Origin of the sequence: Aeromonas dhakensis, assembly GCF_000820305.1 — a bacterium.
Classification (GTDB): domain Bacteria; phylum Pseudomonadota; class Gammaproteobacteria; order Enterobacterales; family Aeromonadaceae; genus Aeromonas; species Aeromonas dhakensis.
Genome location: NZ_CDBH01000045.1, coordinates 187,802 through 203,773 on the forward strand (window position 1 = coordinate 187,802; position 15,972 = coordinate 203,773).

Annotated in this window: 14 protein-coding genes; 6 read left to right on the forward strand and 8 right to left on the reverse strand. The window is 62.2% G+C overall.

Annotated features, from left to right (window positions below):
- Positions 1-51 precede the first annotated feature (51 nt).
- Positions 52-900, reverse strand: coding sequence for an MIP/aquaporin family protein (locus BN1143_RS12290; protein WP_005299554.1), 849 nt, complete (start codon positions 898-900; stop codon positions 52-54).
- 487 nt (positions 901-1,387) lie between these two features.
- Here BN1143_RS12290 and glpT point away from each other — a divergent pair, with 487 nt between their 5' ends.
- Together glpT and BN1143_RS12300 are read left to right on the forward strand one after the other, a co-directional pair.
- On the forward strand, positions 1,388-2,743 hold the full coding sequence (gene glpT / locus BN1143_RS12295) for a glycerol-3-phosphate transporter (RefSeq protein ID WP_005299556.1): 1,356 nt from the start codon (positions 1,388-1,390) through the stop codon (positions 2,741-2,743).
- A gap of 101 nt (positions 2,744-2,844) precedes the next feature.
- Positions 2,845-3,603, forward strand: a complete 759-nt coding sequence (locus tag BN1143_RS12300; protein WP_011705542.1) for a DeoR/GlpR family transcriptional regulator — start codon at positions 2,845-2,847, stop codon at positions 3,601-3,603.
- Between the two features lie 79 nt (positions 3,604-3,682).
- Here the strand turns inward: BN1143_RS12300 and BN1143_RS22645 are convergent, their stop codons facing one another.
- Positions 3,683-3,820, reverse strand: a complete 138-nt coding sequence (locus tag BN1143_RS22645; protein ID WP_197069867.1) for a hypothetical protein — start codon at positions 3,818-3,820, stop codon at positions 3,683-3,685.
- A 104-nt stretch (positions 3,821-3,924) separates the two neighbouring features.
- Here BN1143_RS22645 and glpD point away from each other — a divergent pair, with 104 nt between their 5' ends.
- From glpD to tyrA, 4 genes are all read left to right on the forward strand, one after another.
- Positions 3,925-5,412 (forward strand): glycerol-3-phosphate dehydrogenase, encoded by a 1,488-nt coding sequence (gene glpD / locus BN1143_RS12305; RefSeq protein ID WP_042050835.1) that lies wholly within the window; start codon positions 3,925-3,927, stop codon positions 5,410-5,412.
- A 99-nt stretch (positions 5,413-5,511) separates the two neighbouring features.
- On the forward strand, positions 5,512-6,591 hold the full coding sequence (gene glpQ, locus BN1143_RS12310) for a glycerophosphodiester phosphodiesterase (protein WP_017781730.1): 1,080 nt from the start codon (positions 5,512-5,514) through the stop codon (positions 6,589-6,591).
- A 319-nt stretch (positions 6,592-6,910) separates the two neighbouring features.
- Positions 6,911-7,984 (forward strand): 3-deoxy-7-phosphoheptulonate synthase, encoded by a 1,074-nt coding sequence (locus BN1143_RS12315; RefSeq protein ID WP_017779394.1) that lies wholly within the window; start codon positions 6,911-6,913, stop codon positions 7,982-7,984.
- A gap of 118 nt (positions 7,985-8,102) precedes the next feature.
- Entirely contained in the window at positions 8,103-9,242 is a 1,140-nt protein-coding gene (tyrA, locus tag BN1143_RS12320; RefSeq protein ID WP_042050836.1) for a bifunctional chorismate mutase/prephenate dehydrogenase, read from the forward strand.
- 64 nt (positions 9,243-9,306) lie between these two features.
- Here the strand turns inward: tyrA and hdfR are convergent, their stop codons facing one another.
- The 6 genes from hdfR to BN1143_RS12350 form a co-directional block, all read right to left on the reverse strand.
- On the reverse strand, positions 9,307-10,182 hold the full coding sequence (gene hdfR, locus BN1143_RS12325; RefSeq protein ID WP_005299567.1) for an HTH-type transcriptional regulator HdfR: 876 nt from the start codon (positions 10,180-10,182) through the stop codon (positions 9,307-9,309).
- Entirely contained in the window at positions 10,182-10,538 is a 357-nt protein-coding gene (locus tag BN1143_RS12330; protein ID WP_010634377.1) for a MaoP family protein, read from the reverse strand. Before BN1143_RS12330 ends, hdfR begins: the two co-directional genes overlap by 1 nt.
- Before the next feature lie 302 nt (positions 10,539-10,840).
- Complete coding sequence (gene eco / locus BN1143_RS12335; RefSeq protein WP_005299572.1) at positions 10,841-11,323, reverse strand: serine protease inhibitor ecotin; 483 nt, start codon at positions 11,321-11,323, stop codon at positions 10,841-10,843.
- A 230-nt stretch (positions 11,324-11,553) separates the two neighbouring features.
- Positions 11,554-12,111 (reverse strand): Lcl C-terminal domain-containing protein, encoded by a 558-nt coding sequence (locus tag BN1143_RS12340; RefSeq protein ID WP_005299575.1) that lies wholly within the window; start codon positions 12,109-12,111, stop codon positions 11,554-11,556.
- Complete coding sequence (locus BN1143_RS12345) at positions 12,108-13,481, reverse strand: Lcl C-terminal domain-containing protein (protein ID WP_042050837.1); 1,374 nt, start codon at positions 13,479-13,481, stop codon at positions 12,108-12,110. The genes BN1143_RS12340 and BN1143_RS12345 overlap by 4 nt, the downstream gene beginning before the upstream one ends.
- A gap of 58 nt (positions 13,482-13,539) precedes the next feature.
- Positions 13,540-15,954 (reverse strand): proprotein convertase P-domain-containing protein, encoded by a 2,415-nt coding sequence (locus tag BN1143_RS12350; protein WP_042050838.1) that lies wholly within the window; start codon positions 15,952-15,954, stop codon positions 13,540-13,542.
- Between the last annotated feature and the right edge of the window lie 18 nt (positions 15,955-15,972).

Sequence of the window (15,972 nt, forward strand, 5' to 3'; positions counted from 1 at the left end):
GTTCTCCACGTTTTTATTTTCCACGTTTTTACACGTTGGGGAGGGCCGCTCTTAGGCGGCGGCCTCTTCTTTAGCGGTTTGGGCAGCTTGCTCGGTGGCGGCAACACGGTTGCCCGGCACACAGGGAGCCAACACTTTCACATAGAGGGCGGTACCAATCTGGGCGCCGACGATGGGGCCAAGGATGGGGACCCAGAAGTAGGGGTTGTCACGACCACCGGTCAGGGCCACGTCACCCCAGCCGGCCAGGAAGGCGAACAGTTTGGGGCCGAAGTCACGAGCCGGGTTCATGGCAAAACCGGTTAACGGGCCAAGGGAGGCGCCGATCACCGCGATCAGGATACCGATCAGCAGGGCGGCGGCGAAGCCTTTGGGGGCGCCGTTGTTGTTGTCACCCAGTGCCATGATGCCCAGCATCAGCACGGCGGTGATCACCAGCTCGACGGTGAAGGCCTGCATGTTGGAGAGCAGGGCATTCGGGTAGGTAGAGAAGATGCCGGCGGTGCCGAGGCTCTCGACGCTGCCGCGCACCACGTTGTGGGTCACTTCCCACTGGCTGAAAAGGTTACCATAGAGGAAGTAGACCAGCGCCGCGAAGCAGAAGGCGCCAGCCACCTGGGCGATGATGTAGGGCACCACCTTGCGCTTGTCGAAACCGCAGAAGGTCATCAAGGCCAGGGTGACCGCAGGGTTGAGGTGGGCACCTGAGATGCCGCCGGTCACATAGATGGCGATGGCGACGCCCAGACCCCAGGTAATGGAGATTTCCCATTGCCCGAAGTTGGCACCGGCTAGCACCAGTGCGGCCACGCAACCGACGCCGAAGAAGATCAGCAGGCCGGTTCCGATAAACTCGGCGATGCACTCGCCAAGCAGGGTATTGGGTCTTTGTATGCTCATACCGTTATTCCTTATATCCACCCAGAGTAGGTTTGATGTTCCGTTTTGTTGTTTTTCATTCCCATTGTTGCGCCCGAAAACGTTTCTTCTTGTTTTTTGAGCTGACGCAAACGTTATGCTCGTTTGCGCTCGTTCTCGGACGAGAGAGAAAATAAACCGAAATCGACCATTCACCACTCCCTCCCCGCAGGAAATGTGGACAAGATCCCACTCATTGCTAAGAAAATGTGACGGAAAGCAAGTTGATACCGTGCTTATACCACTTAGTGGGTATCCAAAAGCCTTGCTACACAAGGGATTGCGGCTGATGAGTGATTACTCATCTGACACTTTCTTTTGTAATAAAACTGCAATATTTCCGACTACATCACAGATTAAATGTTCACATATGAGCACAATAGGCTCGCTTTCGAATCGGGACTCCTCTGATTGGTCAGCATGGACAGGGCACCCTCAACCGCCCACAACAACAATAAGGAAGCAGAACATGCTTAGTCTCTTCAGGCCTGCACCACACATAGACAGGCTCCCGGCCGACAAGGTCGACCCCTTCTACAAACGCATGCGTTGGCAGGTGTTCTTCGGGATCTTCTTTGGTTATGCCGGTTACTACCTGGTACGGAAAAACTTCAGTCTGGCGATGCCTTATCTCATCGAGCAGGGCTTCTCCCGCGGTGATCTGGGCCTGGCCCTGTCCGGCGTTTCCATCGCCTACGGTCTCTCTAAGTTCCTGATGGGGAACGTGTCGGACCGCTCCAACGCCCGTTACTTCCTCTCCGCCGGTCTGCTGCTGTCGGCCGGTATCATGTTCATGATGGGGACCATGCACTGGGCCACCTCCAGCATCGCCATCATGTTCGTGCTGCTGTTCCTGAACGGCTGGGCACAGGGCATGGGCTGGCCGCCCTGCGGTCGCACCATGGTGCACTGGTGGTCGCAAAAAGAGCGGGGCGAAATCGTCTCGGTCTGGAACGTGGCCCACAACGTGGGTGGCGGCATGATAGGCCCGCTGTTCATTCTGGGGATGGGCTGGTTCAATGACTGGCGCAGTGCCTTCTACGTGCCGGCCGCCGCGGCTGCCGCCATCGCGGTGATCGCCTTCTTCGTGATGCGTGACACCCCGCAATCCGTGGGCCTGCCGCCCATCGAAGAGTTCAAGAACGACTATCCGAAGGATTACAACGAGAGCCACGAGCAGGAGTTTTCCGCCAAGGAAATCTTCATGAAGTACGTGCTGCACAACAAACTGCTGTGGTACATCGCGATCGCCAACGCCTTTGTCTACCTCATTCGCTACGGTGTGCTGGACTGGGCGCCGACCTACCTGAAAGAGGCCAAGGACTTCAGCGTCGACAAGTCCTCCTGGGCCTACTTCCTCTATGAGTGGGCCGGTATTCCGGGCACCCTGCTGTGCGGCTGGATCTCTGACAAGATGTTCCAGGGCCGCCGCGCCCCGGCCGGTATCCTGTTCATGGTGCTGGTGACCATTTCCGTGCTGGTTTACTGGTTCAACCCGGCCGGCAACCCGACCATCGACATGATGGCTCTGGTCGCCATCGGCTTCCTCATCTACGGCCCCGTCATGCTGATCGGCCTCTATGCTCTGGAGCTGGCACCGAAGAAGGCGGCCGGTACCGCGGCGGGCTTCACGGGTCTGTTCGGTTACCTGGGTGGCGCGGTTGCGGCCAACGCCATGCTGGGCTACACCGTTGACCACTTCGGCTGGGACGGCGGCTTCATGGTGCTGACTGCCTCCTGCTTGCTCTCCATCGTGCTGCTGGCGATGACCCTCAAGCACGAGAACGAGTCGATTGCCGCCAAGGCTGCTGTTCATAAGGCATAAAACGTGATCCTGCCCTTATCGATTGGAAAAGGGATCAGGTAAACTGCCCAAGGCCCCGCATCTGCCGGGGCCTTTTTTCGTCTCATCATCGGAGTTCAAGCGTGAAGCAAACCCAACGACATCTGGAGATCCTGGACGTCCTGACGCGGCAGGGCTTTGTCTCGACCGAGGATCTGGTGACCCATTTTGACGTCAGCCCCCAGACCATTCGCCGGGATCTCAACGATCTTGCCGAGCAGAACAAGATCCGGCGCCACCATGGCGGGGCCTCCCTGCATTCGAGTACCGTCAACACCGCCTACAGCGCCCGCAAGGTGATGCAGCTCAAGGAGAAAGAGCGCATCGCCCGGGAAGTGGCCGCCAATATTCCCGACGGCTCGTCGCTCTTTATCGACATCGGCACCACCACCGAAGCCATCGCCCGCGCCCTGCTCGATCACCGCGAGCTGCGCATCGTCACCAACAACCTCAACGTGGCCAGCATCCTCACCGCCAAGGATGACTTCACCGTCATCATCGCCGGCGGCGAAATTCGCAACCGGGACGGCGGCATCGTGGGGGAGGCGACCCGCGACTTCATCGGTCAGTTTCGGATGGACTACGGCGTCATCGGCATCTCTGGCATCGACAGCGACGGCTCACTGCTCGATTTTGACTACCACGAGGTGAAGATCGCCCAGGCCATCATCGCCCACTCCCGCCAGGTGTTCCTGGCCGCCGACCACACCAAGTTCGGCCGCAACGCCATGGTCAACCTCGGCAATCTCAGCCAGATCCACGCCCTGTTCACCGATCAGGAGCCGCCGGAGAAGCTGATGCGGCTGATGTCCCAGCATCAGATCGAGTGTCACATCTGCTGAGTCGCCGTTAATCCGCTCCAGCATCAGGCCGCCATCGGGCGGCCGCTTCGTTTTCAGCCTCCCGCCTTTCTACTTGCCCTCATTCCACTGCCGATGCCGGGCTGATCACCCCAAAAAGCGCGAACTCGCTCACAGCCTCGCCCCCGTTTTCCCCATGCCCTGCCGCTTTATCACCGACCGGCAGCATTTTTAGCATTGCCAAAACAATCGCGATCACATTTTCTCCATAAAATGTTCGTTTATCATTTTTTTATGCTCTAATATGAGCGAAATCAAACATTGCGACGGTTTCGCAAGATCAAAATAAGAAAGTAGGTGAACATGAGCGAACATTATGATCTGGTCGTCGTCGGCGGCGGCATCAATGGGGTAGGCATTGCGGCTGATGCGGCAGGGCGGGGTCTGAAGGTTGCCCTGTTCGAGGCGCGCGATCTCGCCTCTGCCACCTCCTCCAACTCCAGCAAGCTGATCCACGGTGGCCTGCGCTATCTCGAACACTACGAATTCCGGCTGGTGAAAGAGGCGCTGGCAGAGCGGGAAGTGCTGCTCGGCATGGCTCCTCACATCGCTCGCCCCATGCGTTTTCGCCTGCCCCATCGCCCGCACCTGCGTCCGGCCTGGATGATCCGCGCCGGCCTCTTCCTCTATGACAACCTGGCCAAGCGCGACAAGCTCAAGGGCAGCTGCGGCGTGCGCTTCCTGCCGCAGGACGGCCTCACCGCCGGCATCAGCAAGGGGTTCGAGTACTCGGACGCCTGGGTCGACGACGCCCGGCTGGTGGTGCTCAACGCCATGATGGCGCGCGACAAGGGCGCCGATGTGCAGACCCGCACCCGCTGCGTCAAGGCGGTGCGCGGCTCCAAACACTGGACTCTGACGCTGGAGCGGGAAGGGGGCGAGCAGTTCAACGTCACCTGCCGCGGCCTGGTCAATGCGGCTGGCCCCTGGGTCAAGACCTTCTATGACGAGAGCCTGCACGAGAAATCCCCACGCGGCATTCGCCTCATCAAGGGCAGCCACATGATAGTGCCGCGCATCCATGAGCGCGAAGAGGCTTATATCCTGCAAAACGAGGACAACCGCATCGTCTTCGTCATCCCTTATCAGCAGGACTATTCGCTGATCGGCACCACGGACGTGGAGCACAAGGGCAGCCCGCGCGAAGCCAAGATCAGCGACGCCGAGATCAACTACCTGTGCAAGGTGGTCAACGCCCACTTCACCCGTCAGATCGCCCCCAAAGACGTGATCTGGACCTACGCCGGGGTGCGTCCGCTGTGCGATGACGAATCCGACTCGCCGCAGGCGGTGACCCGCGACTACACGCTGGAGCTCAGTGGCGAATCCGATGGCGCGCCGCTGTTGTCGGTGTTCGGCGGCAAGCTCACCACTTACCGCAAGCTGGCCCAGGCAGCCTGCAACAAGCTCAAGCCCTGGTTCAGCCAGATGGGGGATGACTGGACCGCCAGCAGCCGCTTGCCCGGTGGCGAGTTCGACTGCTCGGTGCGCGAACTGGCGCGCGCCTTTGCGCTGGAGTTCGACTGGCTCGATGATCGCAACGCCCTGCGCATTGCCGAGGCCTATGGCGCCCATGCCCGCCTCTGGCTCAAGGAGCCCCGTGGTCAGCACTTTGGTGCCGGTCTGTACGAAGCCGAGGTGCGCTACCTTATCGAGCGGGAGTGGGCCTGCACCCTGGAAGACATTCTGTGGCGCCGCAGCAAGCTGGGACTGCGCCTCTCCGACGCCGAGCAGCAGCAACTGGCTGCCTGGCTGAGCGAACACCACCACGCCCTGCCAAAAGCGAGCTGAACCCCTGCGGGCGGCCTCGGCAGCCCGCCGTAAAACTGCAATAAACCTCTGTTATAACAATAACCTACATCCCATAAACAATAACAAAGAGCACCGCGCATGAAAAAACATACTCGCTCCCTGATTGCCCTTGGTCTGGGTGCTGCCCTGGCATTGCCCGCGCTGGCCGCCGATGAAGGCAAAATCGTGATCGCTCACCGGGGCGCCTCCGGCTACCTGCCCGAGCACACCCTGGAGTCCAAGGCATTGGCCTACGGCATGGGGGCCGACTATCTGGAGCAGGATCTGGTGATGACCAAGGATGACCAGCTGGTGGTGATGCACGATCACTTCCTCGATGGCATCACGGACGTGGCTGAGCGCTTCCCCGGCCGGGCTCGCCCGGATGGTCGCTACTATGTGGTGGATTTCACCCTGGACGAGGTGCGCTCCCTGCGCATGACCGAGCCGTTCCAGCTGGTGGACGGCAAGCAGGTGCCCGTCTATCCGGCCCGCTTCCCGCTGTGGAAGTCCAGCTTCAAGATCCACACCTTCCAGGAAGAGATCGAGATGATCCAGGGGCTCAACAAGAGCACCGGCAAGAACATCGGCATCTACCCGGAGATAAAAGCCCCCTGGCTGTTCCGCCACGAAGGCAAGGACATCTCCAAGGCGGTGCTCAAGGTGCTGAAGGAGTACGGCTACACCAGCAAGAACGACAAGGTCTATCTGCAGTGTTTCGATACCAACGAGCTCAAGCGCATCAACAGCGAGCTGATGCCTGCCATGGGGATGGATCTCAAGCTGGTGCAGCTGATGGCCGAGACCGACTGGAACGAGACCATGGTCTACGATGCCAAGGGCAAGGCGACCCCCTACAACTATGACTGGATGTTCAAGCCGGGCGCCATGAAGGAGATCGCCGCTTACGCCGAGGGGATCGGCCCCTGGAAGCCGATGATAGTGCCGGAGCCGGGTACCCTGGGCAAGCCGACCTTCACCGGCATGGTGAAAGAGGCCCATGCGGCCGGTCTCAAGGTGCATCCCTATACCTTCCGTCAGGATGAGGGCCAGATCCCGGCCTATGCGAAAGACTTCACCGATCTGCTGAACATCTTCCTCTATCAGGCCGATGTGGATGGCGTGTTCAGCGACTTCCCCGACAAGGCGGTCGAGGTGATCAAGGCGCACGGCAAATAATAAAAGAAGAGCAACACGGGAATGCAAGCGGGGCCAGGTGCCCCGCTTTTTTATGTCTGCTGGCAAGGGAAATCAGCAAGGGTGTAACCATAAATTTACGATTTTGGTGTTTTGAGCATGTGGCGAGCACTACTTTCTGGCCGAAAGGGTCTCTTTTGTGGTCATTTATCCATCTGTCAGCGAATAAGTCCGCTAGTTTCACTTGATTGTTTGTTTTTAATTGGTAAGGTGGGGGCGGTTGCGTAACAAAGTGCTGACTTGTGTAAACAAAATTGAACGGTCGGCGCAGTTGGCTTGAAACAGTAGAGAGAATGAGAACATGCAAAGAGATCCCCTGAACAACATCCATATCCAGTCCGAACAAGTGATGATCACGCCTGCCCAGCTCAAGGAGAAACTGCCCATCTCCGATCGCGCGCTGGCATTCGTGCAAGGGGCCCGCAATACCATCGCCGACATCATCCACCGTCGTGATCACCGTCTGCTGGTGATCTGTGGTCCCTGCTCCATCCACGACATGGACGCCGCCAAAGAGTACGCAACCAGACTCAAAGCGCTGCATGACGCCTATCAGGACACTCTCTACATTGTCATGCGGGTCTACTTTGAGAAGCCACGCACCACGGTCGGCTGGAAGGGCTTCATCAACGACCCGAACCTGGATGGCACCTTCGACGTGGAGCTGGGGCTGCACCGGGCCCGCGAGCTGCTCTGCTGGCTGGCCGAGCTGGAGCTGCCGCTGGCCACCGAGGCGCTCGACCCCATCAGCCCGCAATACCTGGCGGAGCTCTTCTCCTGGTCGGCTATCGGTGCCCGCACCACGGAATCCCAGACCCACAGGGAGATGGCGTCCGGTCTCTCCATGCCGGTTGGCTTCAAGAACGGCACCGACGGCAACCTGGGCACCGCCATCAATGCGCTGCAGGCGGCCTCCAGCCCTCATGCCTTCATGGGGATCAACCAGCAAGGCCAGGTCGCACTGCTGCAGACCCAGGGCAACCCGGATGGTCACGTGATCCTGCGCGGCGGCAAGCACCCGAACTACGATTCGGTCAATGTGTCGCTGGCGGAAGAGGCGCTGGAAAAAGCGGGCCTGCTGCCCGGCCTGGTGGTGGATTGCAGCCACGGCAACTCCAGCAAGGATCACCGCCTGCAGCCCAAGGTGGCTGACAACGTGATCCATCAGATTGAGGAGGGCAACCGCTCCATCATAGGGGTGATGCTCGAATCCAACCTGTTCGAGGGCAACCAGTCCAGCGAGCAACCCAAGTGCGAGATGCGCTACGGCGTCTCCATCACCGATGCCTGCATCGACTGGGAGACCACGGACGCACTGCTGGCCCGTTGCCACAGCCAGCTGGCGGCACCACTTTTGGCCAGAACCAAGGCATAAGCCGTGGTATCTTGTCATCACTGATTGAACAATCGAGGTGTCACCGGCCGAGGCGGTGGCACCTCGTTGCCTCTTGAATCACAGGGTGTCGCTGCGGGCGGCGCCGCAGGGACCGGATATGGCTGAAGAGTTGAATGCCCTCAGGGACAAAATCGATGCGGTGGACAAGCAGCTGATTGATCTGCTGGCCGCCCGTCTCGCCCTGGTGGGGGAAGTGGGGGAAGTGAAGAGCCGGCACGGCCTGCCCATCTACGCACCGGATCGGGAGGCGAGCATGCTGGCCCGCCGCCGCGCGGAGGCAGAACTCCTGGGAGTGCCGGGGGATCTCATTGAAGACGTGCTGCGCCGGGTGATGCGCGAGTCCTATATTCTGGAATCCGCCAGCGACAAGGAGCACCACTTCAAGTGCATGAAGCCGGACCTTGGCAAGGTGGTCATCATCGGTGGTCAGGGGCAGCTTGGCCGCCTGTTCGGCAATCTGTTCAGTCTCTCTGGCTACCGGGTCGAGACCCTGGGTCAGGCCGACTGGCCGCGCGCCGACGAGATCCTGCAGGGCGCCGGGTTGGTGATGGTGGCGGTGCCCATCGACGTCACCTGCCAGGTGATCGACCGGCTCGGCAACCTGCCCGAGAACTGCCTGCTGGTGGATGTGACCAGCGTGAAGGCGGCGCCGCTCGAGCATATGCTGGCGGTGCACAAGGGGCCGGTGCTGGGGCTGCACCCCATGTTCGGGCCGGACGTGGCGAGCCTTGCCAAGCAGGTGATCGTCTGCTGTCAGGGGCGCGACGCTGCCGCAAGCCAGTGGCTGCTGGAGCAGATGACCATCTGGGGCGCGCGTTTGCAGCAGGTGGAGGCCAGGGCCCACGACGAGGCGATGACCTTCATCCAGGCGCTGCGCCACTTTGCCACCTTCGCCTATGGCTGGCACCTCTCCCGCGAGCAGGCCAACCTCGACCGGCTGCTTGCCTTAAGCTCCCCCATCTACCGGCTGGAGCTGGCCATGGTGGGACGGCTGTTCGCCCAGGATCCGCACCTCTATGCCGACATCATACTGTCGTCACCGCAGAATCTGGCGATGATCCGCCGCTACTACCAGAACTTCGGCGAGGCGCTGGGGCTGCTGGAGCGGGGGGACAGAGAGGGCTTCATCGAGGCCTTCAGCCAGGTTTCGGGCTTCTTTGGCGAGCGGGCGGACGAGTTCCTGCGCGAGAGTCGCACCTTGCTGGCCCAGGCCAACGATCGTCGCCATCACGGCTGACGATAACTAAATGCAAAAGGGGCCGACAGGCCCCTTTTGCTTTCTAGCGTGTGCTGCGCCGCCTCTATTCCGGTTGCGGCAAGCGCAGATCGGCGCCATCCCAGCCCAGCGGCAGGGTCAGCAGCTGATCGATCAGCTCCCGGCGATCGGACTTTTCCAGATAGGCAAGGTAGAGCGGACGGCTCAGGGCCTGGGCGCCTTCCACCAGGTGCAGACGCCCCTGCTCGAGGAAAGGGCTTACCATGCGCCTTGGCAGGTAGGCGGCGCCGCCGTTGGCCAGCACGAACTGCAGCGCCATGTTGGCGGAGCTCGAGTGCAGCACCGGGGTCTTTTGCAGGCTCTGCAGCCGGCTGGGCTGGGGCTCAAAGCTGGTGCCCCAATCCAGATGAATGTGCGGCATCTGCATCAGGCTGTCGGCGTTGGCCGCGCCATCCCGGCTCACCAGCTCGAACACCAGCTCACCGATGGGGTGCAGGGCAATCTCGTCGATCTTGGTCGGCTCGGAGAGCAGGGCGAGGTCGAGGGAGCGCTCCAGCAGCTGGCGGCACAGGTGCTCGCGGGAGGCGGTCTCGAGCCGCACCGCAAGACCGGGGGCCAGGGCATAGACATGGTTGAGCCAGTCGTTGAAGTCGAGCTCCCAGAACACCGCGGGGGCGCCGATGGCGAGCTGCTGGCTGAAACCGGGGGAGAGGGCCACATCCTGCTTGGCGCGGCCCAGGGTATGCAAGATGGCGTCTGCGTAGGGCAGCAGACGCTCACCGGAGGCGGTCAGGCGGATGTTGTTGCGATGGCGGGCAAACAGACTGACCCCGAGTTGCTGTTCGAGCTGGCGGATCCGAAAGCTCACCGCCGACTGGGTCAGGTAGAGATTTTCAGCAGCCCGGCCGAAGTGCCGGGTCTTGCTGACCTCGATAAAGGTCCGAAGCAGTTCGGTATCCATTAATCGATGGACTCGTCGCTACCGCTGCCACCCTCAAAACCGCCGCCACTCGCTTCCTCGTTGGCACCGCCGGCGACGGTGCACAGACGGTGCACGCGCTTGGGACCGATCACCTTCAGATACTTGAACCACACCTTGGCGTGGGGGTTGTTGCCGGCGGCGCCGGACTTGACCTGCTCGATGAAGGCGCTTTCCACGTCATCGCGTGCGGCCAGGTTGCCCTGATAGAGCGCGAGCATGGCGGTACCGTATTTTTCCAGACTGTCCGCTTCGGCCACAGTGAATTCGCCACTGCGACGCAGGCCACGGGGAAAATGTTTGAAGTCGTTGAAACGCTTGTCTGATTCGAAGCTCATAGTGCTCTTTTTCTGGTTAGTTTGACCTTTGCGGGCAAGTATCATCAGGCCGTCGCAGAGTGCAAAATCAATTTTTTCACTATATTGATAAATCTCTTTCATCGAAAGTGATTTGCCGCGGATCCATGGGCTCGGGTCGGCTGAAAAGGGCAAAAAAGTGAGAAAAAAAGCGGAGTTATGTCAGGTTCTGTAAAGGTTGGCGGGGTGGAAAACAGCACAATTTGTTACAAATAAAGCGCCATTCGGCGCTCTATTTGATGTCATTCATGAACCAAAGCGGGAGGTTTGGTCTCGGTAGAGACTCACTCGATCATGGCTGGCTGAGCCAGGGTATCGGCACGCCACAGACGGTAGCGCACTTCATACTCCTGCGGTACGTAGAGCACGAACGGCAGCTTGGAGTTGTAGTTCACGAAGAAGCCCTGGCCGTAGATCTGGACGAAGGTCTCTTTCTTCTGGCCATCCGGGCAGGCCATCAGGGTGCTGATGGGATCGGACACCTTGCCGAGCATCAGGTAGTTGTAGCCCCAGCCTTTGACGCTGTGCTGTTCCAGGTTGCCGGCAAAGCGCGGCACATTGCAATCGACCATCATTTTCTTGCCGACCTGCAGCTCGACCATCATGTCGGCTTCGTTCTCGACTTCCGGCAGGCGGATCACCACACGTTCCTGGTTCACTTCGGCGGCCGGGAACATGCTGATATCAAATTTTTTCGGTTCGGCGGCGAAGGCATGGCCGCCCAGCAACAAGGCGCCCAGCAGGCTAAAACGCAATACGGTTTTCATCTGTACCTCATGGGGTTGGTTCAACGCCGCTAGACTAACCGCTCTGCCCGTTTCATGCCAGCGATCTGCTACGTAAAAACTGCGTAAAATGATGCAGATCCGGCACACAATGACGTGTTCTGGCTATTTTCTGACAGGGCGCAGATCCGCCGAGCGACAGGCCGGGCCGCAAAGGCGGGTGGCCAGCCGGGATCCTGTGTTCATCGGGATCCCCTGGCCACCCGACTCCATCAGCGCACCAGCAGCACCTGCTTGGCCCAGGCGCCGGGGGCCCGCATGCCGACGGCGCCGCTGGTGATATCCAGATAGGCGACCCCCTTGCTGGCCGGCACCGGGGTGGAGGACCAGAGGTAGACGTAGCCGTCGTTCACCTCTTTGCCGTCACCGGCCATGGCGCGGGGGAAGATGGTTTCGTTGAGCGCCGGCTTGTAGCAGGCGGACTCCAGCACGCTGGCCAGCTCCTTGATGGTGGGCAGGCGCCAGCCGCCGTGGCCGCCGAAGTTGTAGAGGGCATGGCTTGGCTCGGTACGGATCCGCTCGGCGGTCAGCAGGGCCTGCTGCCAGTAAAGCCGGGTCGGCTCGCCTTGGCAGCTCTGGTTGCGCCAGGTCTGGCCGAGCTGACAGCGCATCCAGGTCAGGCCGGTGGAGCGATCCGTGACGGTGCCGTTGCCGCGGTCGATGAAGCGGGCGGTGGGGCTGGTTCTGGGCATGTTGTCATCACAGATGGCGGTGGCCAGGGCGAGGGGACTGCCAAGGGTCAGCAGCAGGGTCAACATCAAGCGGTTCATCGGGTTACCTCCGCCACCAGTCGCAGTTGCAGACCGTTGGCATCATCGCTGTTTTGAACTGTGGTGGCGTAGTCGGTGCCGGCGTCATCGCCAAGGAAAATGTGGGCGATGGCGCTGATGGGGGCGCTCTCCAGCCGGCGCGAAGGGGTCAAGGTCTGGCTCCAGTAGTAGCCGCTGAAATCCTTGCTGGTGGTGCCAACATCGGGGAAGTAGCGCACGTCCATGCTCACCGGCTGGTCGTCCTGGCGGGCGAGGGAGCCGTAGTGCTGCAGGCTCATCAGCTCGCGCGAGTGGGGCATGCGCCAGTGAGTGATGCCGCACAGCTGCTGGGCGTTGAGCCACTGGCGGTACTGCTCCGTGGTGCAGATGGCCTCGCCATCCGGGCAGGCGTAGTCCAGCTCCTGCTGGGTGGGGTGATAGTCGTCAAGCTCCCAGGCGAAGGTGCGGTGCAGATCCCGCGGGCTGGCGGGATCATCGAGCTTCTTCTCCCAGACCAGGCCGGTGTTGAGATCCTCCACGCACTCCCAGGCGGGGGCGTCATCGGCCAGCGGCTGCCCCTTGCCGTCGAGCTTGCGATAGCGCAGCGGCGCCTTGTTGAGGCTGGCCTCCTGCCCCGGGTGGTCGGCGGGTTCCTGGGTGAGCAGGTAGTCGACCCCGTCCGTGTAGGTGGTGACGCCACTGCCGGTGATCAGTGGATGGGAGTGCTGTTGCAGCAGCCGGGCGCGGACGTTTGCCTGCTGGCTGGCCAGCTCGCCATGCAGGGCAAAGTGGCTGGCCAGCTCGGGCAGCAGGCTGCCGATGGCAGGCCACACCAGCATATGCAGGGTGGCGGTGGAGAAGTCCTCCTGGGCCTGTAGATCGGTCTCGACGACCGCCTGCAGCAGCTGGCCCAGCGCCAGGTTGAAGTCGCTCAGCCGGGAGAGGGCGGCCAGATCCTGGCCCGGTTGCAGCGGTGCCAACGCACTGAGCAGCTCGCCGAGGGCTTGCCTCGGGGGCTGCCCCTCGGCGATGCGGTATTGCAGCAGGGTGCTGAGCGGGCTGGGGGTAAGGTGCTGATCATCGAGCCGGGCGGCGGGATGCAGCAGCACGGGGGCGGCCGGGTTGCCTGGCAAGAACAGCAAGGTGCTGGTCAACAGGGCCGGGGCGCTGCCGCTCAGCCGGTGAGTACCGGCCGCGCCGCTGACACTGGGCTCCCCCGGATCACAAGATGCATTTTGGTTGAGGTTGACGCACAGGGTGCCGGCTTCGGGCAGGGTCACGGTCAGGCTGTAGTCGGGAACCGCCAGCGGCGCCTCGTCCGAGCCACCACCGCCACAGGCGGTGAGCAGGGGGGCCAGCAGGCAGGCCAGGCGGGAGTAATGTGGTGTCATCTCTAGTCCTTGGGGAGGGGGCCTTGGCCCCCTCTTCTTATATATGGATGGGGTGGATTCAGGTGCGCTGGCGCAGGCGGCGCCAGAGGGCCAGCGGCAGCAACCAGAGCAGGTTGGCTGCCCCGCCACCGCTGCTGTCGTCCACCTGGAAGTGGATGATGCCGTCATCGGGCGGGGTGACCGGCTTGCTGCACTGGGCGCCGGTGCGCTGGCTGATGCTCCAGCCGTTGATGCGGCCCCGATTGCCGGGCTTGCTGTCCACTATCTCCAGCGTCCAGCGACCGGCCAGCGGCTCGCCTTCCAGTGCGCTGAAGGGCTGCAGGGGCAGCAGCTCGGTGGGGAACACCCCCTTGAGGCGTGGCAGCGGGCTGTAGCCCTTGTCCCAGATCTGGATGCGGGTGCCGGAGGGGGAGTTGAGCCAGATCTCCAGCTCATCGAGCGCCGGGTGTTGCAGATCCAGGTTCAGTTGCAGCCGGTCGCTCACCCTGGCCTCGCTGCTCTCTATCAGCAGGCTGGTTTCGCTGAGGCCACGCACCTCGTCGCTGATGGCATCGCTCAAAGTGAGCGGCTGACCGTTGGCGCGGCTGACGATGGGGGCGCCGATGGGCAGGGTCAGCGACTGCTGCCACTGGCGCTCGGTCGGGCTGGTGCCGCTCATGGCGAGGCTTACCGGCAGCGCCACCTCGTCGCCACAGGCGAGCGGGCTCTGGGCCAGCAGGCGCAGGGTGGTGGTCATGCTGGCACCCGCCGCGAGGGTCGCCGGTTGCCAGCTGTAAGGATCGGCCTGCAGCCCGCTTGGCAGCTGGAGGGCCAGCTCGTTCAGGGTCACCGGCGCCTTGCTCTGGTTGGTGAGGGTCAGCTGTACCGACTGGCGCTGCCCCAGCTCGATGACGCTACCATCACCCAGGCCCACATTGACCGGTGCCTGCAGCAGACCGTGTTGGCGAAACGCCTGCTCCAGCAGCCTGGCATAGGGGCGCGCCGGGTAGAGCCGGGCGGCTGTATCCACCGTGATGCGGGCCAGCTGCGGCATGCGGATGGCCGGGCCGAGACCGAAGTGGGACTCGATGATCAGGCGATCAAACTCGTCCCGCGCCCCTTCGCCCTGCTCGGCGACCGCGGCCAGCAGCGCCTGGAACAGCGGGGTGCCCCACAGCTGGTCGCCATTGCTGCCGTTGATGGTGCGGTGTGCCGGGTAGTTGTAATCCGGGTGGTAGCGGGCACGCAGATCATCCAGCTGACGCGGGGTGCGGTCGGTGAAGCGGGCATCCCAGTTGAACACCATGGCGGGTTCAAACTGGCGGCCGGCTTCGCTGCGCTGGCGGTGGCTGGCGGCCAGGTAGTCGCTGAAACCCTCGCCGATGGCGCCCCAGTCCGCCTCGTCCCCGAGATCCGGCACTATGTGATGCTGCACCGCGTGGCCGAACTCGTGCCAGATCACCATGGGATCCTCGGCATCGGGCACGCCGCTGCGGCCCAGCTCCAGCCGGCGCTCGAACGGATCATAGAGGGAGTTGTCCTGATAGCCGGCCTCGGTGTCGATGTCGAGCGCCCCCGGGATAAGGTCGCTAAAGCCGAGGCGCTTGAGGTGACGCTGGGCCAGATCCAGGTGGTAGTAGGCGTTGATGTCGGCAAAGCCGCGATCATCGCGGGTCAGGCGAAACGCCTGCGGGTTGTCGGCGCTGAAGGGGGCTGTGGCGGGCTCCATGGCATCCACCACCCGGGCGTGGGGGCCGCTCAGCAGATAGCGTCCGCCCGCCAGGGTGACCGGCAGCGGTACCTTGTCCTGATAGGCGGCGTCCGCCAGTTGCAGGGCTTCGTGCCAGACCAGGCTGGCGTCGCGCAGCTGGGTACGGGGATCCGGATCGAATACCCGAGCCTCCAGCTGGGTGTCGCCGGCGTCGGCGACGCGGCTGGCCTGGGTGGTGGCCGCATCCATCCAGCGACCGAGCTCGCGGCTGCCGTCACAGCTGGCGAAGAGCTGCACATAACTGGCCTTGGCGTTGCCCGCCTGATGCTCGCGTACCCGCTGGCGCAGGGCTGGCACCAGGGTGTCACCGTCGCGCCAGTACCAGGCTTCGACCGGACCAAGGGTGTCGATCTCGCTGCCGCCATCGCGCAGCTGATCCAGCAAGGGATCCAGAGTGCCGGTTGCGTCGCAGCCGGGTTCGCTGCTCTGCAGCGGCCGGCTGTTGTGATAGATGCGCCAGGGCTTGCCAGCAGTATCGATGCTGACGGCGGCCTGGATGGTTGCCACCGGCAGGCCGTTGACCAACTGACGGAAGCTGTAGTGATGGCCGAGCAGGCTGGCCCGCTCGTAGTCGGGGGCCAGGCTCACGCCCAGGCGCTGTTCGAGCCAGAGCTTCGGCGTGGTGGTCAGCGGTTGTTCATCGACAAACAGCAGCTCGGCCGCCAGCAGCGGCTGGGAGAGCAGGGTTGCCGCCAGCCAGAGGGCCAGGGAAGAGGGTTTCATGGTTTACTCCAACACAAA

What these genes read in the sequence shown, in the direction of transcription:
- BN1143_RS12330 (WP_010634377.1), bottom strand. Translation starts at nt 10,538, where the DNA reads ATGAGCTTCGAATCAGACAAGCGTTTCAACGACTTCAAACATTTTCCC.
- glpD (WP_042050835.1), top strand. Translation starts at nt 3,925, where the DNA reads ATGAGCGAACATTATGATCTGGTCGTCGTCGGCGGCGGCATCAATGGG.
- BN1143_RS12350 (WP_042050838.1), bottom strand. Translation starts at nt 15,954, where the DNA reads ATGAAACCCTCTTCCCTGGCCCTCTGGCTGGCGGCAACCCTGCTCTCC.
- BN1143_RS12340 (WP_005299575.1), bottom strand. Translation starts at nt 12,111, where the DNA reads ATGAACCGCTTGATGTTGACCCTGCTGCTGACCCTTGGCAGTCCCCTC.
- glpQ (WP_017781730.1), top strand. Translation starts at nt 5,512, where the DNA reads ATGAAAAAACATACTCGCTCCCTGATTGCCCTTGGTCTGGGTGCTGCC.
- BN1143_RS12315 (WP_017779394.1), top strand. Translation starts at nt 6,911, where the DNA reads ATGCAAAGAGATCCCCTGAACAACATCCATATCCAGTCCGAACAAGTG.
- hdfR (WP_005299567.1), bottom strand. Translation starts at nt 10,182, where the DNA reads ATGGATACCGAACTGCTTCGGACCTTTATCGAGGTCAGCAAGACCCGG.
- BN1143_RS12290 (WP_005299554.1), bottom strand. Translation starts at nt 900, where the DNA reads ATGAGCATACAAAGACCCAATACCCTGCTTGGCGAGTGCATCGCCGAG.
- eco (WP_005299572.1), bottom strand. Translation starts at nt 11,323, where the DNA reads ATGAAAACCGTATTGCGTTTTAGCCTGCTGGGCGCCTTGTTGCTGGGC.
- tyrA (WP_042050836.1), top strand. Translation starts at nt 8,103, where the DNA reads ATGGCTGAAGAGTTGAATGCCCTCAGGGACAAAATCGATGCGGTGGAC.
- glpT (WP_005299556.1), top strand. Translation starts at nt 1,388, where the DNA reads ATGCTTAGTCTCTTCAGGCCTGCACCACACATAGACAGGCTCCCGGCC.
- BN1143_RS12345 (WP_042050837.1), bottom strand. Translation starts at nt 13,481, where the DNA reads ATGACACCACATTACTCCCGCCTGGCCTGCCTGCTGGCCCCCCTGCTC.